17 protein-coding genes are annotated in these 24,172 nt (G+C 47.0%); 14 read left to right on the top strand and 3 right to left on the bottom strand.

All coding sequences use genetic code 11. The annotated features are described in order from the left end of the window. Window position 1 precedes the first annotated feature (1 nt). From H735_RS13655 to H735_RS13615, 9 genes are all read left to right on the top strand, one after another. A complete protein-coding gene (locus tag H735_RS13655) occupies window positions 2-3,058 on the top strand; it encodes an efflux RND transporter permease subunit (protein WP_020196071.1) in 3,057 nt (1,018 codons plus the stop codon). Between the two features lie 2 nt (window positions 3,059-3,060). Then, complete coding sequence (locus H735_RS13650) at window positions 3,061-4,545, top strand: efflux transporter outer membrane subunit (protein WP_020196072.1); 1,485 nt, start codon at window positions 3,061-3,063, stop codon at window positions 4,543-4,545. 441 nt (window positions 4,546-4,986) lie between these two features. Next, entirely contained in the window at window positions 4,987-5,142 is a 156-nt protein-coding gene (locus tag H735_RS31400; protein ID WP_005429588.1) for a DUF5993 family protein, read from the top strand. Window positions 5,143-5,154: 12 nt separating this feature from the next. Then, window positions 5,155-5,694, top strand: coding sequence for a disulfide bond formation protein B (locus H735_RS13640; protein ID WP_020196073.1), 540 nt, complete (start codon window positions 5,155-5,157; stop codon window positions 5,692-5,694). 217 nt (window positions 5,695-5,911) lie between these two features. Beyond that, complete coding sequence (gene gltS, locus H735_RS13635) at window positions 5,912-7,138, top strand: sodium/glutamate symporter (protein WP_020196074.1); 1,227 nt, start codon at window positions 5,912-5,914, stop codon at window positions 7,136-7,138. 147 nt (window positions 7,139-7,285) lie between these two features. Continuing rightward, window positions 7,286-7,540 (top strand): hypothetical protein, encoded by a 255-nt coding sequence (locus tag H735_RS13630; protein ID WP_005441438.1) that lies wholly within the window; start codon window positions 7,286-7,288, stop codon window positions 7,538-7,540. A 372-nt stretch (window positions 7,541-7,912) separates the two neighbouring features. Further along, the gene (locus tag H735_RS13625; protein ID WP_005441440.1) at window positions 7,913-8,929 is read left to right on the top strand and encodes a GGDEF domain-containing protein; all 1,017 of its coding nucleotides are present in this window, start codon (window positions 7,913-7,915) and stop codon (window positions 8,927-8,929) included. 66 nt (window positions 8,930-8,995) lie between these two features. After that, window positions 8,996-9,811, top strand: a complete 816-nt coding sequence (locus tag H735_RS13620; RefSeq protein WP_020196075.1) for a helix-turn-helix domain-containing protein — start codon at window positions 8,996-8,998, stop codon at window positions 9,809-9,811. Further along, a complete protein-coding gene (locus tag H735_RS13615) occupies window positions 9,811-10,464 on the top strand; it encodes a LuxR C-terminal-related transcriptional regulator (RefSeq protein WP_020196076.1) in 654 nt (217 codons plus the stop codon). Before H735_RS13620 ends, H735_RS13615 begins: the two co-directional genes overlap by 1 nt. A gap of 74 nt (window positions 10,465-10,538) precedes the next feature. Here H735_RS13615 and H735_RS13610 read toward each other — a convergent pair whose 3' ends face one another. Next, window positions 10,539-12,947, bottom strand: coding sequence for a beta-mannosidase (locus tag H735_RS13610; RefSeq protein WP_020196077.1), 2,409 nt, complete (start codon window positions 12,945-12,947; stop codon window positions 10,539-10,541). Window positions 12,948-13,239: 292 nt separating this feature from the next. Between H735_RS13610 and H735_RS13605 the strand changes: the two genes are divergently transcribed. Next, complete coding sequence (locus tag H735_RS13605; RefSeq protein WP_009706347.1) at window positions 13,240-14,823, top strand: BCCT family transporter; 1,584 nt, start codon at window positions 13,240-13,242, stop codon at window positions 14,821-14,823. Window positions 14,824-14,920: 97 nt separating this feature from the next. Here H735_RS13605 and tnaA read toward each other — a convergent pair whose 3' ends face one another. Together tnaA and H735_RS13595 are read right to left on the bottom strand one after the other, a co-directional pair. Continuing rightward, complete coding sequence (tnaA, locus tag H735_RS13600; RefSeq protein WP_020196079.1) at window positions 14,921-16,342, bottom strand: tryptophanase; 1,422 nt, start codon at window positions 16,340-16,342, stop codon at window positions 14,921-14,923. Between the two features lie 652 nt (window positions 16,343-16,994). Beyond that, window positions 16,995-18,596, bottom strand: a complete 1,602-nt coding sequence (locus H735_RS13595) for a long-chain fatty acid--CoA ligase (protein WP_005441447.1) — start codon at window positions 18,594-18,596, stop codon at window positions 16,995-16,997. 333 nt (window positions 18,597-18,929) lie between these two features. Here H735_RS13595 and H735_RS13590 point away from each other — a divergent pair, with 333 nt between their 5' ends. The 4 genes from H735_RS13590 to H735_RS13575 all read left to right on the top strand — a co-directional run. Further along, window positions 18,930-19,589 carry an HAD family hydrolase gene (locus H735_RS13590; protein ID WP_020196080.1) on the top strand — a complete coding sequence of 220 codons (660 nt, stop codon included), beginning with the start codon at window positions 18,930-18,932 and terminating at the stop codon, window positions 19,587-19,589. 178 nt (window positions 19,590-19,767) lie between these two features. Further along, window positions 19,768-20,424, top strand: coding sequence for a TetR/AcrR family transcriptional regulator (locus H735_RS13585; RefSeq protein ID WP_027726685.1), 657 nt, complete (start codon window positions 19,768-19,770; stop codon window positions 20,422-20,424). After that, a complete protein-coding gene (locus H735_RS13580) occupies window positions 20,411-21,739 on the top strand; it encodes an efflux RND transporter periplasmic adaptor subunit (RefSeq protein ID WP_020196081.1) in 1,329 nt (442 codons plus the stop codon). Before H735_RS13585 ends, H735_RS13580 begins: the two co-directional genes overlap by 14 nt. Then, window positions 21,736-24,172, top strand: a 2,437-nt coding sequence (locus H735_RS13575; protein WP_042980013.1) for an efflux RND transporter permease subunit, incomplete at its 3' end; no start/stop codon positions are given. The genes H735_RS13580 and H735_RS13575, both read left to right, overlap by 4 nt.

The raw sequence follows: 24,172 nt of genomic DNA, 5'->3' as shown, positions 1-24,172 counted from the left end.
CATGATCAATTTAGCTGAATTCGCGATAAGACAGCGCACTTTCGTGTTGTTCTTTATCGCCTTAAGTGTGGTGGCAGGGCTGTATTCTTACTTCGATTTAGGCAAGTTGGAAGACCCTAGCTTCACGGTTAAAACCGCCGTCGTTGTCACCTTGTATCCGGGCGCCTCGGCGGAAGAAGTGGAACAACAAGTCACCGATACCATTGAGACTAAGCTTCAAGAAATGGCCGAGTTGAATCGCCTGCGCTCATTGTCTCGTCCGGGGATGTCGATGGTATTTGTCGACTTGAAAGAGAGCCTCAATTCCAAAGCGCTTCCGCAGCAATGGGATTTACTGCGCCGCAAAGTCGACGACGTAAAACTGCAACTGCCATCTACAGCGCAAATCAGCATTGTTCAGGATGAGTTCTCTGAAGTGTATGGCATGCTTTTCTCTATCCATAGCCAAGACGCCGCACCTGAAGAATTACGCCGCTATGCAGAAGAATTGCAACGCCAAATCAAAGCCGTAAAAGGCATCAAGAAGATTGAGCTACACGGCGTGCAACCACGAGTGGTTTACATTGATATGCCTGACGAACGTCTGGCTCAATATGGCTTGTCTGTCGCGCAGGTGTGGAGCCAACTCAGCACACAGAACATGACCTTTGAAGCAGGCAAGTTCGATGCTGGCACCGAGCGCATTCGCATCATTCAAACAAGTGAATTTCAATCATTAGATGATATTCGCAATTTGGTCATCAAAGGTGGCGTGAGTGAGCTAGGTACAGGCTTGATTCGCTTAGGTGACATCGCCGATGTATCCATGGGCTACCAAACACCAGCACTAACAGAAAGTCGATTTAATGGTGAGCCTGCGGTGACGCTAGCGGTCAGCCCTGTTGAAGGTATCAATGTGGTCTCGCTCGGCGACACGATTCGCGACATCATCCAAAACTACCAACAAACCCTACCGCTTGGCGTTGATATTTCTACTGTGGCTTACCAACCTGAAGAAGTGCAAAAAGCGATTGATGACTTCGTCGGTAACCTCCTTGAAAGTGTCGGCATTGTGTTTGTGGTGCTGTTCGTCTTCATGGGCTTTAAGAGCGCGACAATTGTGGGTTCAAGCTTATTGCTGACTATCCTGCTCACGCTGATCTACATGAACATTGCAGGTATTGATTTGCATCGAGTCTCGTTAGGTACCTTCATCCTTGCTCTAGGTATGTTGGTAGACAACGCCATCGTGATCACTGACATGATGATCGTAAAACTGAGCAAAGGCATCGAGCGCACACGTGCTGCTATTGATTCAGTTAAGGAAACCGCCGTCCCTCTGCTTGGCGCGACCGTCATAGCCATCATGGGTGCAAGTCCAGTTCTGTTCTCCAAAACCGACTCAGCCGAATTTGCGGGCTCAGTGTTCTACATCGTCGCGTCTTCGCTTCTTCTGTCTTGGTTGGTCGCGATGACCTTCACCGTACTGATGTGCTGGATGTTCATCAAACCAACACCTATCTATGAAGACGCAAAGCCAAGCCGTTACAAGCAGTTGGTGTTTTGGACGGTTGATAACCCAATGAAAGCTCTGACAGCATTGATTCCCCTGCTTTTGGTGACTGCCGTGGCCGTGCCTTACGTAGCGGTAAACTTTATCCCGCAATCGGATCGCCCTATCGTGTTCCTTGATTACTGGCTACCAAATGGTGCCAAGATTGAGCAAACCTCAGCAGACATGCGCAAAGTCGAGCAGTGGCTACTCAAGCAACCAGAAGTAGAAAGCATCTCTAGCTACATGGGCGCAAGTGCGCCACGCTTCTCGGTGACCGTAGAACCAGAGCCGCTTGATCCTGCATACGGGCAGATATTGATTAACACCAAGGATTACGAAAGCATCAGCCAACTTGTTGAACGTGGTGACAAATGGTTACAGCACACTTTCCCAGACGCAGAACCTCGCTTTAGAGCACTAAAACTGGCGACCTCAGACAAGTATGCAGTAGAAGCTCGCTTCTCTGGCCCTGATGAAGCGGTGTTGCACCAACTGGCGGATCAAGCAAAAGCAATCTTTGCTACTCACCCGGATGCCAAATACGTTCGTGATGACTGGCGTCAAGAAAGCAAGGTGCTCAAACCCATCATCAACCAAGACAAGATGCGCCAAGCTGGCATCAACCGTGCGGACATCGCTTTTGCTCTGAAACGCGCTTCTGATGGCATGCCATTAGGTCAGATGAACCTTAATGACGAGTTGATTCCAATTCAACTGCGTGGCACGTCTCAAAACATGGCGTCACTAGAAACTCTGCCAGTACGTTCGCTGCTTGGCATGCACAGTGTGCCTCTCGGCCAAGTGGTCGATGGCTTTGAGCTAGTACCAGAAGAAAGCATGATCTGGCGTCGCAATCGCGTCAAAACCATCACAGCACAAGCAGGTGTTGAGCGTTCAACCACACCAGCAAGAGTACGCAACGCGGTGAAAGATCAAATCGAAGCGATTCCTCTGCCAGGCGGCTATAGCTTGGAATGGGGCGGCGAATACTACGATGAACACAAAGCGGTTACTGACATCTTTAAACAGCTACCAAAAGCAATGCTGATCATGGTGATCATTCTGGTCGCAATGTTTAACGGCTTTAAGCAACCGATCATCATTCTAGCCACACTGCCTTTGGCGGCTACCGGTGCCACCTTTGCTCTGCTTGGTTTTGACAAACCATTCGGCTTTATGGCGTTGATTGGTGCCATCACCCTGACAGGCATGATCATTAAAAACGGCATTGTGTTGATGGACCAAATTGAGTTGGAACGTGCGAACGGCCGCCCATTGTCAGATGCCATCAAAGAAGCCACCGTTAACCGCACCATGGCGATTTCGATGGGTGCACTAACAACCGCACTCGGCATGATCCCGCTGCTATCGGATCTCCTGTTCGACCAAATGGCAGCTACCATCATCGGCGGTCTGGCAGCAGCGACCGTGTTGTCACTGTTCATCATGCCGGCACTGTATCGCTTGGCATACAAAGAAAAATCACCAACAACGCAAACTGACGCTGAATTGAAGGAGGCGTAATCATGAGAAAGTTCGTTATCGCGCCACTGGTGTTGGCAATGAGTCTATCCGGTTGCGCCGTTGGACCAGACTATCAAACGCCAACCACCAGCATGGCCGAGACTTATTTGTATGCCGCTCAAAATGGCGTCAGCCGCAATGCTGAGAGAGAAGCGTTTTGGTGGACAGAGTTTAACGACCCAACGTTGAACGATTTGGTGCTTGATATGCAAAGCCAAAACATCCCGCTTAAGGTCGCGGCAGAGCGCATCAAAATGGCAGACAGCTATAAGAGCGTTGTTGAGTCATTCAAAGTGCCGACCATCAATGTTGGTGCCGGATACGTCAATTATCAGCTGAGTAAGAACGACTCACTGCTTGGCCCTGCCCTGAACCCAATTGGTGATTCCGCCGCAGGCCTGCCACCACAAATTGGCAAGACAACCTTGTTGGACAACCAGCATGATGGTGTTTTTGCCGGAGCAAGTATCGCTTGGGAATTGGATTTGTTTGGTCGCATTGATCGCCAATCCAATGCCGCCCAAATACGAGTTGAGCAAGCAGAGATTTATCAAAGCGGGCTGACGACTTTGCTTACTGCAGATTTAATTCATAACTACTTGCAGTATCAAGGGGCAAGCGAGCGTCTCGACTTAGCTAAATCAAACCTTGAAGACCAAAGGAAAACCATGGACTTGGTCGAGAAAGTGGTCCGTAGCGGTTACGGTTCGGATCTCGATTTAGCGCAAGCCAAAGCGACGCTTGCAGCGATGGAGTCAATCATTCCTCAGTTGGAAATCGCGCAGCAAGTACACAAACATCGTATCGCAGTACTGCTTGGTGAGCCTTTGTCGAAAGTCGAAGTGAGACTTGCAGAGACTCAAGGTGTACCAGCAATGCAAAATGTCGTGCCAATCGGATTACCTTCCGACTTAATGCAGCGTCGCCCTGATATCCGCCTAGCGGAGCGAGAAATGGCAGCGATCAATGAAGAACTTGCGGCAAGTATTGCCAATCAATATCCGAAGTTTTTCTTAACCGGCGCTCCGGGCGTGTCTGCTTCCAGCTTTGATGATCTGTTTAGCAGTGATTCTTTCGGCTGGGTTGGCGCGGCAGGCATCAGTTGGAATGTCTTTGATGGTGGTCGTGGCGATGCTTTAGAGGACATCAACCAAGCTCGTTTTGACGCAGCAACTCTGACTTACCAACACGCCGTAGATTCGGCTTTTGCTGAAGTGGATTCCACACTATTTGCTTATGGCAGAAGCCAAGAGAATCAGCGCCGTATTGATGATGCTCTGGTTGCGACAGATAAAGCCGTGGGGAAAGCCAAATCCCTCTACCGTGCTGGTTTGATTGACCACTTGTCGGTACTGGATGCTCAGCGCCAGCAACGCATGATGCAAGATCGACAAATCGCTGCCAAATTGCAAACAGCTCAGGTCACTGTCGCACTCTACAAATCACTGGGTGGTGATTGGGCATTAGAGCAATCTCCACAAAGTTAAACCGAATGAGTTGAGTAACGATTTTGGGGAGTGGGTTAGCTTCATCTGGGACCTCGAATCTAACCCCTCCTCTTTTTTATTGTAGATATACCCAAGTGACTTCAAGATGCAGGATTCAGAGCGTTGTCATTGATTCGAGAGCAAGGAAAGCAACGCAGTGTAATAGCCAGCTCTTTCCAAGTTGTTTGACGCAGCCATTGGTTTAATTAAGAAAGCGACTCAATGACACGCTCCCGAAGGGCGAGTTGCCTTGGCTTGCATACTTTGTTGCCGATTCTTGATTTAGGCCCACTAAACCTTTAAATCGACGCCGCGTCTGCAAACCAAGTCATTCTCGCTGAACCAAGCATCTCGAAGTTATTTGGGTATAAAGTCGCGCATTAGCTCGCGTTTCCTATAGTTAAAAGGATTGAAATCAGAGAGTAAGGAAGGAACTCCCTCATGATGACATTAATCTTTTTGCTGTTATTGATCGCGATGCTCAGTGCATTTTTAGGTAAGAAAGCGGTGGGCTATGCTTTCTTTGCTTCCTCGGTGATCATTGGACTGTATTGGTTCAATCATCACGCCACCGACCCTCTTTCCATCTTGTTGTAAAGGGGATTGCACATGAATCGAAACTATCTGGCTTTACTCAATACCCTTGGTTTACTGGGCATGACAGCCGTTCTACTGATTGGCTTTGTTCTGCAATTTGTACTGAATGAGTTGCCTTGCCCTTTGTGTTTATTGCAGCGCATTGGCTTCATCATGATCATGTTCGGTTTCTTGTTGAACGTGGTGTATGGGCCGCAGTCGCGACATTATGGTGTGGTCCTTATCGGCGCACTCTATGGCGTCGCTACGTCACTGAGACAAGTCTCTTTGCACGTGATTCCAGGTACGCCTGGATACGGTAGCCCAATCTTCGGGATGCACTATTACACTTGGGCGTTTGTGTTGTTTGTTGCCACCATTTTCGCGGTCGCCGTTATTCTGATGCTCACAAGTAAAGAGGAGTCTCCAGAACCCTACGAAATGAGCAATCTAGGTCGCATCACATGTTTGTTAGCGATTTCTGTTGTGGCACTCAATGTTATTGGGACTTTTGCCGAATGTGGTCCTTATCAATGTCCAGACAATCCAGAAAGCTACTGGCTATTTAACTAACGAGCCCTTAGTCGAAGCAAGAGGAGTCATGCATAGGTACATGTGACCTTGTATTACTCCTCTTTTCTATCGGTTACGAAAATACGATTCTCAGCACAATCCGACTTGGTTCAAATTCGTTGGTATGCAATTGGATGTCATACAAACATGTCAGTATGTTTAGAGATAAACGTACCGATTAATTCTCTCATCATGTTTTACCAAAGCAGGAGTGGTTATGAACTTTGTCGACGGTGTATTACAGGTCGAATCTTTTCTCGCGGTGACCCTCGGGATCATCGTGTTGTTTTTAGGCAGGCGCCTAACCCAAGCCAGCAGTTTCTTAAAGGAATTCAGTATTCCTGAACCGGTTTCCGGCGGCATCTTGGTATCGGTGTTGTTCGCCGTTATCCATTACGTCACTCAAATCGATGTCCAATTTGATCTTGCTACCCGAGACTTGTTGTTGGTGTATTTCTTCACCACTATCGGCATCAACGCCAGCCTTCAAGATCTGTTCAAAGGCGGTAAGCCATTATTGATCCTGCTTTCGGTCACCATCGGTTATATGTTGATTCAAAACCTAACCGGCATTGGAATCGCGACCATGTTAGATCAGCCAGAGGCGGTTGGCTTGTTGAGCGGCACGGTGTCTCTGATCGGCGGACACGGCACTGCGATTGCGTGGTCACCTCGCATCGCTGAAATATTCGATCTTGATACAGCCATGGAAATCGGCATCGCAAGTGCAACGTTTGGCTTGATCTTAGCAAGCTTGATGGGCGGACCGATTGCAAAATACCTGATCAACAAACACAACCTAAAGCCAGCTAAAGTGGAAGAAATGGACGTGGGTACGGCGCAGGATGAACCGCAACCGTCCATCAATGCTTATGACTTCTTAGATGCGATGTTAGCTATCCATGTTTGTATCATTTTGGGCGCGATTTTAAATGAAGGCGTAAGCAGTTTGGGGCTGGAATTACCGTTGTTTGTGACCTGTTTGTTTGCCGGTATCTTGATTTCTAATCTTATTCCTGCCTCTTACCCTCGCCTTACCGGTACTCGCTGGCCAGCAAGAAAACCAGCGGTTGCGTTGATCGCGGATATGGCGTTGGGCGCGTTCTTAGCCATGTCACTGATGAGCATGCAGCTATGGGCTTTGGTCGATTTGGCTGGACCTATTTTTATCATTCTTAGCGCGCAGTTCCTGGTGGCAATTTGTATCGCGATATTTGTCGTCTTTCCATTGATGGGGAAAAACTACGACGCTGCTGTGGTGTGCTCTGGGTTTGGCGGCATATCTTTGGGTTCCACCCCAACCGCCATGGCCAACATGTCTGCAGTTGCTCAAAAATACGGTAACTCGCATCAGGCGTTTATTATCGTGCCTTTGGTTTGTGCATTCTTCATCGATTTAGCCAATGCTCTCATCATTCCGTACTTCATTAATTGGATTGGATAATTAAGACGCCATCTGGTTAAAAAGAGGTCACTTCGGTGGCCTCTTGTCATATTCATGCAAATATTGCTACCACTTCCCCCCTCACTCAGTTGTATAATGTTTCTCTTGAAATATTTTGTTACGAAGTCAGTAACTCTTGAGATGAACATGAACAGCAGTAGATGGGTTGGCCTTTCCATTGGCACACTCTTTTTAATTGGCACACTTATTCTATTTGGATCGACCGTGCATGCGTCTTGGTACAAGATCCCAATGGAAGCCGTGAATGGCATTGCATTCACCTTGTCTTTTGGATTAGGTTTGAATCACTTTATTGCCTACATTTCTGCGTTCGTCACGCTCGCAGCGCTGTTTTATCTTGGTTATGCAACCGGTTACCGCATCCATCAAAAACTCAAGTAGACATCTCAAACTTAAGACTGATTTCACTCACACTCCATAGCACTTAAGTATTAGTTTTTCCTCGATAAATTTGCTGTTAACCCACTTTTTATGCGGACATATTGAGATCGGGGCATTTTCCCGAAAACCGTATAGTTTTATGCAACCTCGCCTCATAGAATAGTTTATAAAAACGGCAGTAGGTATCGAGCATCTTTATGAAATGCAGTGTCGCTTGCAGACGAGAAAAACGCCCGAAAAAGCATATGCGCCTCGCATTTCCAAATTCATGCGGTGCAAATTCTTTGTTTCTCACGTTCTCTATCCACACTCAATCCATACTGAACCCTATCTCTGACTGCCCATTATTTGCTGTTCCTTTGAGACATAACTATGGACAGAACGCAGTTCACCAAAATCTTTACGCGCTACTACATGCGCTCTACAAGTTTGGGGATTCTAATTACCCTATTCGCTTGTGCAATCAGAGGGGTTAATTATGTTGTATACCTTCCTTACGTGTTATCCGCGGTTGCTTGTTTTACCTACCTTTGGGTGGGGCGAACGTTCGCATTTGAGCAAAGACATCGCTCTGTCGTCATTGCTCTGATCCTCGGCTACACCCTCACTTTTTACCTGTACTACTTCTTAGGCGGCCACTTCCTCTTTTCGTCATTAGTCACAATAAACCTTCTTTTAGCCTTAATTGAGTTCGGTGTTTTTTGGTCATTAATCACATACACCCTATCAATGGCAGTTTGCTTTAACATTGATTTGATAACCGCAGGCAACGACCTGTTTAAACTACAGGGTTTAAGTGAGTTCTCCATTCGGAGTACGTTTCTGTACTTGTTCAACCTATTTATTTACAAAGGGTTGCGCTCTATCGAGAGCTATTGGCACAGCGCATGGCAAACCCAATATGAACAAGTTGAAAAACTAGAAAGACTGCTCGAGATTGACGAGCTAACAGGGTGTTATTCCCGCTTTAAAGGCAACCAGCTGATAGAACGACAGATTCAGCGTGCTCAACCATTTACTCTGTTTTATATCGACTTGGATGGCTTTAAAGCCGTGAATGACGAATTCGGGCATGATGCCGGAGACAAAGTTTTACGCATTACCGCCCAACGCATTTTGCATCTACTAAGTGATGGCCAGTTCGCAACAAGAATTGGTGGCGATGAGTTTATTCTTTGTCTACCCGAGCTAGAACATACAAAGGATTTAGAACAGTTTCAGTCTTTGCTGCACCAAGCATGTAGTGCACCTATTTTTATCCATTTTCAAAACGTTCACATCGGTCTGAGTGTCGGTGTCGCGCGCTTCCCTTATGAAGGGAGCTGTAGTGACTCCTTAATCCAGCACGCAGACCAAATGATGTACCTCACTAAAAAATCAAGAACATAGAGTTTTGGCTCAGTCCGAGCCGCTTCGAAGCAATCAAAAAATATAATGAGTTCAGGACGTAGATATATGGTTAGCAAGTTAGAATTTTCGCATGCGGTCGCTGCAATTCGAAAGGAGAGGGGATTAACTCAAGGTCAATTGGCGGACGACTTAGCAAGGAGTTACAGCGCTTTCGAAAGCTTAAATCAACCCACGTTAAGTCAGTGGGAAAGCGGAAAAGTCACACCGAGTTTATTAAAGCGACTCGCCTTCTCTCACTATATCGGTGAGCAGTATGAATACACTTCCAGCGAGTATAAACGGATAAAAGCCTCGCAAAGTAAAAACATCTATTTGAGCTTTAAAGACATTGTTTACGAGTATCAGGTTACCGATGTGAAAAGTTGTTCTCTCAGCCAAATCAGCGATTCAGAGTTCGAACAAATTGACGCTGTCCACAAGCAGTTAATTACCCCCGGAGGTGTAGAGGACACGCTCAACCAGTTTGGCGAATCCCCCAGCAAGGCTCGCCTCTACTATTGCAAGGGCATGCTAGTTGGACATTTGATTTACCAAGAGCTGAGGTCTGAATTTCGGATTCTCAGCTTATGGCATTTAGGGCGCTCAATTTTGAAATTCTTGGTGACTGACATCATCCAAGTTATGGGCAATGCCATCATCCATTTTCCGGTTCATGAGCCCGTAATTAAACAACTTCTATTCGACATTTTCATACGGGATTTCTACCACCACCGGCGGGTCACGTTTTTTAAAGCCCCCGCGACACACATATTCGAGAACCCCATGGTGAAGCATTGCTTTGATGGACTCTTAGATCTGGTGCTCTATCGCTTCCATCAAGTAGGAAATGAATTTATGCAGTCTCGACAGGAGGCCCACTAATGATAAATAACAACGCAACCAACAATACCATCTTATTGTTTACCTTCAATAATATACAAGGTCGAGGCTTACAATCGGCCATTGAGCAGCAACTCGGACAGCCAGTGCTATTGGCAAAAGGGGCTGAAGTAGAATTACCTCACTATAGAGATGAGCACTATATGGCGATCGTCGACAGTTCCCTGCCCGATCTCTCTGAGGTCAAAATGACGCTCAGTGAATTGGAACATGTTGATGCGACGGTGTTGGTGAACGCTGAACCCAACTTGGGCGTGGAGAGCCTGCTCACTTGGTCAAACCTCAAAGGCTTGTTCTATTTTGAAGATGATTTCGACAAGGTAATCAGAGGGTTGAAAGGTATTCTGAGTGGGGAGAACTGGCTCTCTCGAGACATTCTCAATCGACTGCTTGGCTATCTAGTAAATCTTAACCACACGGTTACTGAGCTGGATACGAAACTCGAAATTGAACTCACGCGTCGAGAAATGCAAGTACTGACCGCCCTGTGCCAAGGCGGCTCCAACCTTGATATTGCAGACTCGTTGTTTGTCAGTGAGCACACGGTGAAATCGCACCTGTATAGCATTTTCCGCAAATTGGAAGTGAAGAACCGAATGCAAGCGGTCGCTTGGGCGAAACGTAACTTGTTCTAGCCCCGTTCAAAAACAAAGGGAGCACGGAGGCCCCCTTTTATGCGCTTGCTATGCTTAGACTCGCTTGAGCTCTCTTATTGCATCAAATGATAGACGCGTAGCGATTCTGCCATCGTTGCTAAATCTTCACCCAAGAATTCAACCGTGACAGGTTGGTTCGCCAGTAGCGTGATGCTCGAATCATCAAAGCGTCCTGTGGTATCACATTCCAAATGAACAAAGAACGCTGGTTTATCTGCGACGAGTGTGACTTTGTTAGCTTCAATCGTTACGTCAATCTTGGCGCTTTCCATTGGCAATGATTTTAGTTCGTGAGTACTAAACCAAGTGTTGGTGATTCTCTCTTGCCCTACTTGCCCTTCTACGTAGAAGAAACCCGATTTCAATTCGGACGAATCAAACGCCTCATCCAACTGCCAAACGACGGTATTGCTGTCGCTAGAAACCGTGTGCTCTAGCGACCAAGTTTGCTTCACTTCACCTTGCCAGTTCACCCAATGTAGTTGCGCACTCACATCAACTGATTCTTTGGCATCGTTGAGCAAATGTAGGGTCAGCTTGCCCGTGTGTTCTGAGAACACCAAATACTGCGGCGCAAAGAAGCGTTTCGCGTGGTAATGCAATTGCTTCCAACGGCCACTGTACTCCAGACTAGACCAAGAACTCACTGGCCAGTTGTCATTGAGCTGCCAATACAACATGCCACGACATATCGGAGAGATAGCACGCCAATGGTCACAAGCGGTTTTGATTGCCATCGCCTGCTGCACTTGGCTGAGGTACAACATTTGCTCGAAGCCGGAAGGGAAACGGAAATAGCGAGTAAACATCTCCGTGATGATGCTGTTACCGCGAGGGTTCTTTTGGTGCTGCTCAAACGTTGGTGAGGTGACGTTCCAGTCTTGCTCTGGAACGAACTGTTTTGCTTCGGCAAACGAAGGCCAAGATTGGAAACCAAACTCGGAACAAAAACGCGGGTTGATGTTTAGATAAGCATTAAACGATTTGCCTGAGTGCCAAACGTCCCAGAAATGCATGTCGCCTTTGCTGTCATCATGCCATGCATCGCCAAAATCCAACTCACCGTTACAAGGAGAGCTTGGCCAAAAACGACGTGACTCATCTTGCTGACCAATCACCTGCTCTATCATTCGATTCAGACGATCATAGTTCACCGTGTATTTGACTTTGTTGTGCTTGGATTCGTCGTACCAACCAATCGCCCCAATCACTTCGTTATCACCACACCACAGTGCAATCGATGGGTGCTCTTTCAAACGTGGGATTTGGAATCGCAACTCTTGTTCCACATCTTTCAAGAAATCATCATCAGATGGATACAGCGAGCAAGCGAACATCATGTCTTGCCAAACCAATAGACCTAATTCATCACACAGGTTGTAGAACGTTTCGCTTTCATATTGGCCGCCACCCCAGACACGAATCATGTTCATATTGGCATCGACCGCGCTTTGCAGAAGTGCACGATAGCGGCTTTCACACTCACGCCCTGGCATGGCGTCCACCGGAATCCAGTTTGCGCCCTTAGCATTGATTGGCACGCCGTTAACAACAAACTCCATCGCCGAGCCATGCTCATCAGCTTGGTTGTTTAGGCTCAGATCTCGCAAACCAATCGTGCGTGACAGTGCTTGCTTACCACAAGTGACCGTAATTGGATAAAGATGTGCTTTGCCATAACCCGCAGGCCACCAGCGTTTTGGCTTGGCAATATGGAACTGGCAGTGATAGTAACTACTTCCTTCGGTTTGAAGCGATTGGCGCTGACCATCGAATTCAATTGAAATTTCATGAGGTTGAGTATCGGTTTCGACTTCAACTAATACATCAACCTGTACACTACCATCCGTTTGCCATTGTTGCTCTGTCGAGAATCCTTTGAGCCACACATCGTTTATGACATCAATTTGAATCGGGTCATAGATGCCAGACACCATCAAACAAATGCCCCAGTCCCACCCCGAGTGACATTGGGTTTTGCGAATCAAGTTCATGTGCGGGATCTGGTTGTTCCCCATCGCCGAAGGAATCGGGAAAGGCAATTTCTGCGCACGTTCTAGCCCTTCTAAATCCACTCGGGCAAACTCAACTCGAATCGTGTTAGTGCCTTGTTTTAAGTAAGGTTTGATATCAATACGTTGCTGGGCAAACATGTTGCTGCTAGTTAGTGCTTGCTCACCATTGATATAAAAGGTCGCTAAGGTGTCTACACGGGTGAGCGTCATCCACACTTGTTTGGCAGAAAGCACAGAATCATCGACATCAAACTCGCGTGAAATGTGCCAATCACAAGTTTCAATCCAACGAACTTTCGCTTCGTTATCAGCAAAATAGGGATTCGGGATGAGCTCCGCTTGTAACAATGCGGATACATTGTCACCGGGCAAAGTCATAGGAATATCGATATCTGGACGCTGTGGCGAGGTAAGTTGCCACGTTCCGTTAAGTTCAAAATGAGCCATAGGGTAAGACCTTTAATTTTTATTAGAACAGGTTGGCTCAATGTAATCTTGCGGTGACCCTACAAGAATAAGGGGAATGTCATTTCCGTATGAAATGCGGCGCACTTCACGTAAAAATTCTCTAACCAGAAATCAGTAATTTGGCTAGGAAAACGACATTTAATCCGGTTTCACGGTTATATTGAGCATCTCAACGTGCTAGTATCAGCGGCTTTTTGATCATCCTCACACTTTTCGAGCCATTTGTGTGAGGGAAATGCACGGCTTCCGAGCCCTAAAAAGCGAAGTAATTATGTCAAATATGACGAACGCCGCCTCTCATGCTCCTATTCAGGAGGCAGACTATTCTGCGATTCATCCTCCTTCCCTTCTTAAGCGTCTTGAACTCACCAACCCAGTATTCTGGCTAAGTGGTAGCTTCCTCACCGTGTTTGTATTGCTTGCTCTGACGAATACAGACTCTCTGACCGCAATGGTTAACGCAGGCTTCGGGTTTGCGACTCAATACTTCGGTGCCTTCTGGCAAGTATTACTCCTACTAAATTTCCTTATTGGTTTGGCTATCGCGCTAGGTCGTACGGGTTACGTGCGCTTGGGTGGTTTAGCGAGACCAGATATCGATACCTTCAAATGGTTGTCGATCGTACTTTGTACCCTACTCGCGGGTGGCGGTGTTTTCTGGGCCGCAGCTGAGCCTATCGCGCACTTTGTTTCTGCGCCGCCTCTGTACGGTGAAGCATCACCAAAAGCATCTGCAATCAATGCACTTTCTCAGTCTTTCATGCACTGGGGCTTCCTTGCTTGGGCAATCTTAGGTTGTCTTTCTTCTGTGGTGTTGATGCACCTTCATTACGACAAAGGCTTACCACTAAAACCGCGTACTCTGCTTTACCCTGTCTTTGGCGACAAAGCGATCAACGGTTGGATTGGTGACGTGGCTGACGCCTGCAGCATTATCGCCGTAGCCGCTGGTACTATTGGTCCAATTGGCTTCTTAGGTCTGCAGATCAGTTACGCGTTGAACTCGCTATTCGGTTTGCCAGACACTTTCATCACTCAAAGCATGGTGATTGTGGCTGCAATTCTAATGTACACCTTGTCAGCGCTAAGCGGCGTGAGCAAGGGCATCCAACTTGTGAGCCGTTACAACATCATTTTGTCTGTGGCTCTAATTGGTTACATCCTGTTCTTCGGCCCAACCAGCTTTATTGTCGATGGTTACGTGCAAGGCATTGGCCGCATGGTGGACAACTTCTTCCCGATGGCGCTTTACCGTGGCGACACAGAATGGCTAAGTTGGTGGACAGTATTCTTCTGGGGCTGGTTTATTGGTTATGGCCCGATGATGGCAATCTTCATCGCGCGTATCTCACGCGGCCGTACCATTCGTCAGTTGATCCTTTCTATCAGCATCGCTGCACCTCTGATTACCTGCTTCTGGTTCAGTATTGTTGGCGGCAGTGGCTTGGCATTCGAGCTAGAAAACCCAGGTTTGATTTCATCCGCATTTGAAGGCTTTAACCTACCAGCGGTTCTGCTTGCGATTACCTCTGAACTGCCATTCCCAATGGTGATTTCGGTATTGTTCTTGATCCTGACTACGACGTTTATCGTGACCACAGGTGACTCAATGACTTACACCATCAGTGTGGTAATGACAGGTTCAGCAGAGCCAAACGCTGTGATCCGTTCGTTCTGGGGCTTAATGATGGGTGTGGTGGCTATCGCGCTTATCTCGATGGGCTCTGGCGGCATCTCTGCTTTGCAATCTTTCATCGTGATTACGGCCGTGCCCGTGTCTTTCATTTTGCTACCAAGCATTTGGAAAGCACCAAGCATCGCCAGCCACATGGCAAAAGAGCAAGGTTTGGTTTAATCAAATAAGCCTTACGACAAACATAAAACAAGCGCCGATTTAAGGCGCTTGTTTTTTATTGAGCCATTGTAATAACCGCTTCATTACCCAAGGTAAGTTACGACCCGATCTCTTTGAGTCGAGCAGTAAAGTGACGCAGGACTGGCGGTTCGTAAGTGAACTCCAAACCTTTGACATTATGTACATTCTCTTTCACTTTTTGGAATGCTTCGATAACGTAATCCATGTGCGTTTGAGTGTAAGTCGCCCTTGGCAAAGTCAGACGTAAAAACTCCGCAGGACAAGGCAACTGCTTGCCTGTTTCAGGGTCTCGTCCGAGCAACAGTGAGCCAATCTCCGGCGCTCGAATACCGGCAACTTTATACAACTCACACGCCAGAGCATGAGCAGGAAATTGATCACCCGGAATATGCGGTAGAAGTTTCCCTGCATCAACAAACGCCGCATGACCACCGGCTTGCTGGCAGACAATACCTATCGCCTCTAACCCTGAGACCAAGTATTGAATCTGAGCGATACGGTACTCCAACCATTCCTGTCGCATCCCGTCGTAAAGGCCAACCGCAAGGCGCTCCATCGCTCCTCCCTCTAAACCGCCGTAAGTAGGAAAGCCTTCTTGCACCACACACAGAGTTCGGCATTCGTTGTAAACATCGATAAAGCTGTCATCCTTGAAACACAACAACCCGCCCATCTGAACCATTGCGTCTTTCTTTGCAGACATGGCTAATGCATCGGCATATTTGTAGCTCTCGAATGTGATCTCTTCAATCGACCAATCTTGGTAGCCCGGCTCACGTTGCTGAATAAAGTAAGCATTTTCTGCATATCGAGCTGAGTCCATGATGACAGGAATATCGTATTTCTGACCAATGGCATACACCGCTTTTAAGTTCGCGATAGAAACAGGTTGGCCACCGGCAGAGTTGCACGTAATTGTACTGACGATATAAGGAACGTTTTTCGGGTCGGCATCAAGAATCGCTTGCTCAAGCTTATCGATATCAAAATTGCCTTTGAAATCAGCATTGACTGACGTATCAAACGCTTCTTCCGTATAGACATTTTTAGCCACACAGCAATTGATTTGCGTATGCCCCTGAGTGGTGTCAAAGAAGTGATTCGACAATGCGACCATTTTGGTTCGGTCGAGCCCTTTCTCTTTTTCACGTTTGGCGATCAAGACCGGAATGTAAATCTGTTCTGCACCACGGCCTTGGTGAGTAGGAATCGTCAACTCGTAGCCAAAAATGTCTTTCACTGCATTCGCCAGCGCATGATAACTACGGCTGCCGCTGTATGCTTCATCGCCTCTAAACATGGCGGCCTGCATATCTTGAGTGATCGACCCAGTACCACTGTCTGTGAGCAAATCAATAAACACATCGTCGCTTTCAAGCAGAAATGGATTCATTCCTGACTCTAAAATGGCTTGTTCACGATACGCTCTCGTTGTTCTTTTTACGGGTTCAACGACACGAATACGAAACGGTTCTGGCAAATGTTTAAAGTTTTCCATCAAAAATACCTTACTTCCAGATAGCCGCACACGCCTCTTCCATAAACGAAAAGTACAAATGTGCGCACTAATTTAATAGCAATTAATTGTTCTAAAGAGAGATAACTTTTGAACAGCAAACTCAGCGAAGGGCTCGCTTAGTCAGCGCTTCAACGACCGTATTACATAGCTCAACGATCAGTTAAAACGGACTCTGCTGTTAAAGTCGGATTGCATTAAGAAAGGTAGATTTTAGAAAGATAGGCACGTTGCGGATCACGCGTGTACCAAGCAATAGAGCTTGAGCACTGCTTGTGTCGCATCATTAAAGGCATACGCATCTTACATCCTCTTCAAGCAGTCAATAAAGAAAACACATGAATTGTGTTTTCCCCAAAACCAAGCTTAATCATGAATTAGCATTGGTTAATTTCTAGTCTATTTCGTCGTTATTACTAACACTAAACTTTAACCACCACAATCGCTGCGCGCTCGTACCATCAAGGATATGAGAATAGAATCACAAAAAAATAGCCTAGTTATGCAATGGCTCTCAGTCACTTTTACGCAGAAAAAATAGCGAAATTTGAATCGCTTGCTTAGAAAAAACAGCCCCGACACATAATCTGTATCGGGGCCGTTTTTATGGGTTGGATTCGAAAAGCTTCACTGCTTACAGGTGAAGTTTACGCAGCTCTTTCTTATCCACTTTACCGACGCTGGTCTTGGCGATCTCGTCCACCAGCTTCACTTTGAGTAATAACGCTTCTCTGGCAAGAATGCCTTTGCTGATAAAGTCTTTCGCAAAACCTAACAGCTCTTTCTCAGTCATCTCTGCATCGTCTTTTAACGTCACCAACGCTAGCGGCACCTCGCCCCATTTGTTGTGTGGCATGCCAATGACTGCGACTTCCGACACGGCCTGATGCTGGTGCAGAATGTCTTCCAGCTCCAAAGAACTTACCCACTCACCAGAAATCTTAATCATGTCTTTTACGCGGTCAGTGATCTTGATAAAGCCTTCATTGTCGATATGCGCGACATCGCCAGTGTGTAGATAACCACCACGCCACAAGGCTTTAGAGTTCTTGTTGTCTTTGTAGTAGCTTGGCGTTAACCACGGCGCACGCACTACAATCTCACCCGCACTCTCTCCATCGTGTGGAAGCCTGTTCATCTCATCATCGACAATATGAGCTTCTACCAGCGCGACTTTCTTACCAGTCTTAGAGCGGTATTCCGCTTGCTGATCTAGGTCGAGTTCAAGCTGCTCTGGAGTCAGTTGAACAATAGACAAAATAGGTCCTGTCTCGCTCATGCCGTAACCCGCAAACACATCAATATCGCGCTCAAGGGCTGATTTACACAATGCTTTCGGTAGCGCTGCACCACCAATCACAACTTTCCAACCAGAGAAGTCAATTGACTTGGATTTTGGTGAGCTCAATAGCAGATGCAGGATGGTTGGCACACAGTGTGAGAAGGTTACCTTCTCTTGTTCAATCAAGTTAAGCAGAACATCTGGGACATATTTGCCCGGGTAGACTTGTTTCACGCCAAGCATGGTCGCCATGTAAGGAAGCCCCCATGCGTGGACGTGGAACATTGGCGTAATCGGCATGTAGATATCACCTTGATGCAATCGGCCTTGCGACGCATTGGTGCCGATGGTGCTCAATATGCCCATGGTGTGCAGAACCAGTTGGCGGTGAGTAAAGAACACCCCTTTAGGGAATCCGGTCGTACCCGTGGTGTAGAAAGTGGTCGCAATGGTGTTTTCATCGAAATCAGGGAAGTTGTATTCGGTGCTTTCTTGCTCCAGAAGGCGCTCGTATTCACATTCATCGTTATCGCGTAAAACCACGTAACGCGTCACCGTATCAATACGACCTTTGATCTGATCCAGAATTGGCAGAAACTCTTCATTGATCAGGATAATGTCATCTTCCGCATGGTCGATGGTGTAAAGGATCTGCTCTGGAGACAAGCGCACGTTGATCATGTGCAGCTTTGCACCAATCATCGGGATAGCAAAGTAGCATTCAAGATAACGGTGTGAGTCATAATCCATTACCGCTACCGTATCACCTTTCTTCACACCCATTTTGGTCAGCGCGTTTGCAAACTGTCTCACTCGGTCATGAAACGTTTTGTAGCTGTGACGACGGTGGTTCGCGTAGACGATTTCTTGCTCGGGGTTGAAAGCAACTGGGGAAAACAGCAAGTTTTTAATTAACAACTGATAATTGGATGGATCATTTACATACTGGTTCATATCGGGGATTCTTTTTGTATTTTTCTTAACGTTCGCTTTGCGCGAGTGGCGCTATTATCACTCAAAGACAAGACTGTATTCAGTACACAATATTGAGATCAGGTTCGAAAGACGCCATATATCTATAGTACGCAGTTTCTAAAGTACCCCTGTATTGTAGCCTTCTATCACCAAGTCAGAAATGCTTCATCCCACGACTTAGTCATTAAGTTTTGTCATGGTCAGAAAAAGTGCAACGAAACCGTCACAGTTTGTCGTTAGCATACGTCCCACACTCGTAAACCTCGCTCTATACTGACCGACAACCTCAATCCAAACTGTGAGAAGCCAACTATGTCCAAGCCTTTGTATGTTTTTGATCTGGATGAAACCTTAATCAACGCTGACTGCGCAATGATTTGGAACGAATTTATGGTTGAGAAAGGCATCGCCACTGCGCCTAACTTTATTGAGGAAGATAAGCGTCTAATGGGCTTGTACGCAGAAGGCAAACTAGACATGGAAGATTACCTAACGTTCTCCATAAAGCCGCTAGAAAACATGCCTATTGAACAGGTAGACGCCTTAGTGGAAGAGTGCGTTGAAAACCATATTCTGGCTAAACAATTCCCTCAAGCCAAAACACTGATTGAACAACTGTCTCGTGATGTGATTGATATGGTCATCATCTCGGCCAGCGTCACTTTTTTGGTTGAAGCGGTTGGTCGACGTATCGGTATTCCTAATGCTCTCGGCATTGATTTAGTCGAGCAAGGCAACTGCTACACCGCGGAAATAGAAGGCATCCCGAGTTATCGCGAAGGCAAGGTTACACGCCTAAAACAGTGGCTAGAGGCAAAACCAGAAACCTATTCAGACATCCATTTCTATACGGATTCGATCAACGACTTGCCACTGTGTGAATACGCGGATTACGCCTATCTGGTCAATCCATGCCCTCGCCTAAAAGAACAAGCCGATAGACCGAATTGGACTGTGTTGAGTTGGGGGTAAATCAACTCAACAGCACTTACCCCTTCACGAGATACAAAAGATCAGGCCTTACTGCTCCTTTTTGTGCCTCTCCTTCACAAATTAATCACTTGATTAAATACTGATTAATTTTTCGCATGTCGCATAAGAAATCAGCGTCTTATAATTAATCAAATGTTTAATATCTTGAGAGACGATTGTGACGGAAGCTCATCGAAGGGCGGGAAGACCTACAGATAAAATCGACGCACGGGAGAAGCTGATTTTCCATGCGCGTGAACTCTTCACCATTATGGCTTACGACAAGGTGTCTACTCGCCTAGTCGCGCAGAAAGCAGGTGTGAACGTGGCGATGATTCGCTACTACTTTGGCAACAAAGAGGGCTTGTTTGAGACCATGTTGCGCGAAACGCTGTCGCCGATGCAAAAGCAGATGCAAGCATTGATGTCCGACAGTAACGAGAAAAACTTCCTCGACTTAATGCGTACCTACTACCGCGAGATGATCAAAGCGCCACAGTTCCCGCGTTTGATTGCCCAAGTCATGCATATGCCTCCTTCAGAGACCCAACGCAAGCTGCTCGAAAAAGTTATCGCTGATATCAGCAAGCCAATGCAAGGCGTGATCTTTGATAAGTTGATCGACAGCGGCGTTTTGCGAAAAGACGCCGACCCTCAACTTTGTCGCGTCTCTTACATCAGCTTAATGGTGTTTCCTTTTATGGCACCTCCCTCGTTGCTCGCCCTTCATGGTATCGAGCTCTCTGAAGCCTTCTTGAACCGATTATTCGAACACAACATACAACTGATGAAACATGGATTTTTAGACTCGGGCGACCAATATGAAAATGAATAAAAAGCTGCTGTTCTTTCCTGCCCTTGCTGTTGGGGTCGTCATTCTATTTTTGGCGATTAGCCTCAAGCCAGATTTGCCCGTCAAACCAGCCGGTGATCGAGCAAGGTTGGTCGAGACAATTCCTCTTGAGCTGAAAGCTATCGCGCCTGTTGCTATTGGCTTTGGCAAAATCGCTCCGAAAGTTGAGTGGAAAGCGATAGCCGAAGTGACCGGTAAGGTGGTTTACCGTCATCCGCAACTGGAAAAAGGACAAGTGCTGCAAGCAGGAACGGAAATCTTGCGCATCGACCCACTCGATTACGAGTTGAAACTGGTTCAAGCTCAAGCCGATCTCAAATCTGCCCAAACCTCTCTGGCTAAGCTGAACCAAGAAGAAGCGAATCTCAAAAGCACCCTCAAGATAGAAGCCAACCGTCTGGTTATCGCCAACAAAGAGTTAGACCGTAAACAAAACCTGCGTAAGAAAGGCTTAACCTCACAATCGGATGTAGATCAGCAAGAGCAAAGCGCACTCTCTCAACGTAAGTTGGTGTTGGATATCGAAAACCAAATCGGTTTGATGCCGGATGAAAAACGTGTCGCGGAAGCCCTAGTTAAGGTCAATGCATCAAAGGTGGACGAAGCGAAACGTTCGCTTGATAAAACCATCATCACCCTTCCTTACGATTTGCGCATTGCAGAAGTCGAGATTGAGCAAAACCAAGTGGTTAATCTACAACAGACCATGGTGACCGGGCATGGTATTGATGTTATGGAGGTTGAAGCTCAACTGTCCATTCATGACATGCAAACTTTGGCTGCGAGCATCGGTGAGTTTGTTCGTGATGAATCTGGTATTCCACAACCTGATATGAATGCGATTCATGCCAACATTGAACTCAGCAGCGGTAACCTCTCTGCAAGCTGGCCAGCGAAAGTGGCACGCATCAGTGAAACGGTTGATCCAAGCCAAGCGACGGCCGGTGTGATTCTGGAAATTGAACAAGACTACCGTGCATTAAACCCAACCTCTGCGCCTCCATTGGTGAACGGCATGTTTGTGCGAGCCTTGATTGAGGGGCAAGAGAACCCGAGTTGGGTCATCCCAGAGCGTGCGCTTCATGGCGATAAGATTTACCTGATGGGCGATGACAATCGTCTGCAAGTCGTGACGGTTGAAGTGTTATATCGCCGAAATAACCAAGTGGTGATCGATGGCGAATTGGAGCAAGGTCAGAAACTGATCATCAACGATTTGCTGCCTGCGATTAACGGCATGCTATTGAAAGAGTCACCTGAACCGTCAGAAACGGCTATTGAGGAGTCTGATTCATGATCCGATTCTTCGCCAAGCACCCAACAGCAGCCAACTTGCTGATGCTAACGCTGCTGATATTGGGGATTTCTTCACTTTCCACGATTAAGCGGGAAACCTTTCCTGAGTTTGATCCGCCCTACATCCTAGCTGGTGTGGTTTACCCTGGCGCTTCCCCGCAAGAAGTCGAAGAGAGTATCTGTGTCCGAATGGAAGATGCTGTTGATGGTCTTGCTAACATTGAAGAAACGCAATGTGAAGCGATTGAAGGCTCTGCGCGTCTTATCTTAAAACTGAATGAAGAAGCCGACATCGGGCGCATGCTGGTCGACGTTCAAACTCAGATCAACTCGATTAATGACTTCCCACAAGAAATTGAATCTCCCGTTGTACAAGAGCTAGATTGGAATGAGCCAGTTGTGGATGTCGCGATCACCGCAGACACCACATGGCCAGAGTTAAAAGCTTACGCAGAACAACTTAAGCGCACGTTAAAGCTCGATTACGATGTGTCTTTGGTTGAAGTTGCGGGCTTCTCTGACCACCAATACCGAGTAGAGTTAGATACTCAAGCTATCCGACAACTTGGCTTAAGTGTTGGTGATATTGCTGAGCAGATTGGTCGTCAAAACGTCAAGTTGCCAAGTGGTAATGTCGAAACGCCAGATAAGAACTTTCTGATCCGCTTTGACGAACGACGCGTAACGCCAGAAGAGCTTGAGACTATTGTCGTGGGCTCTGGTCCAAATGGATCAATCATCCGTCTAAGAGACATTGCGACGATTACCGACCGATTTGAATTGGACGAACAGAAAGTCCTCTTTGATGGTCACCCTTCTGCGCTACTAAAAGTCAGCAAAAACAAAGAAGACGATGCACTGCGCATTAAAGAACGTGTTGCTCAATTTGTCGAAGAACAACAAGCCATCGCGCCAGACGGTGTGATGCTACAAATGACCAATGACCTTTCATCCGTGCTTTGGGATCGCCTGACCATGATGGTCAAAAACGGTTGGCAAGGTATCATTCTGGTCTTCGCCACCATGTGGTTGTTCTTTAGTTTTCGCTATTCCTTTTGGGTCGCGGCTGGTTTACCCGTTGCCTTCTTAGGTGGGTTATTTTTGATGGCTCAACTTGGCCTGTCCATCAACATCATGTCTTTGGTTGGGTTACTCATGGCCATCGGTATCATGATGGATGACGCCATCGTTATTGCTGAATCGATTGCCGCTCACCTCGACCGAGGAGAAGAGATCGATGATGCCGTAATTAAAGGCGTGAAAAAGGTACTGCCGGGGGTTATCTCTTCCTTTTTAACTACGGTGTGTATTTTCGGTAGCTTGTTATTCCTGCAAGGTGAAATGGGTGCTGTACTTAAAGCAGTTCCTCAAGTTCTGATCCTCGTACTGAGTTTAAGTTTGGTGGAAGCCTTCTTGATCCTACCTAACCACCTTTCTCATTCACTGCATAAACAAAAACAAGAGCGAAAGACACCGAAGTTCAAACAAAAGCTGCTGGCTTCTTTTGAAAACTTCCGCAACACCACCTTGGTCAACGCAGTGGATAAAGTGGTCGAGTATCGCTATGCCTTTATGGGTGGCGTGGTCGCCTTGCTTCTTATCTCCGCAGCCACGTTAGTAGGTGGTTTACTCAAGTTCCAACCCTTCCCTGAACTGGATGGCGACATTGCAGAAGCGCGCATTATTCTCCCTCCGGGTTCTTCTCTGTCTCAAACTGAAGCCGTCGTCGATAAGATCGTCGCTTCCGCTCAAAAGCTAGATAAAGAATGGACAGAAAAAGTGGAAGACGGCAATCCATTGGTTCTGCACATCACCAGTCAATTCAATGCTAACGCCGACGCGAATGAATCTGGCCCTCACATTGCCACGGTACGTCTGGATTTGCTGGGCGCAGAGAGTCGTAACACACTCATCGATGAATTTATCGATGCATGGCGCGAAGACATCGGTGAACTTGCCGATCCTATCTCGTTGGTATTTAAACAACCGACCATGGGGCCGGGTGGACGAGCGATTGAGATTCGAGCGAAACATGATGATCTGGATGCGCTCAAAGCGGCCTCTATCGACATTCAGCAATACTTGAATGAGTTTGACGGTGTCCATGGCGTATTGGATGACATGCGCATGGGTAAAGAAGAAGTCTTGGTTAAACTGCGTCCGGGAGCGGAAGCTTACGGGATTAACGGCCAACTCATCGCCAATCAATTGCGTGCGGCTTTCTTTGGCCAAACCGCAGACGAAATCCAAGTTGGTGTAGAAAACATTTCCATCGAAGTTCGCCTCGATAAAGCACAAGCTGGTGACTTGCAGCAATTGGCAAACTTCCCAATTATCTTGTCCGATGGCAGTCAAATTCCACTCGCGACCATTGCTACTTTGGATTTCCAACGTAATTACGTAAGAATCCAGCGCATTGATGGCTTGCGGACTG

Origin of the sequence: Vibrio owensii CAIM 1854 = LMG 25443 (assembly GCF_000817815.1) — a bacterium.
Classification (GTDB): Bacteria; Pseudomonadota; Gammaproteobacteria; order Enterobacterales; family Vibrionaceae; genus Vibrio; species Vibrio owensii.
This window is presented reverse-complemented; position numbering and strand designations above follow the sequence as displayed.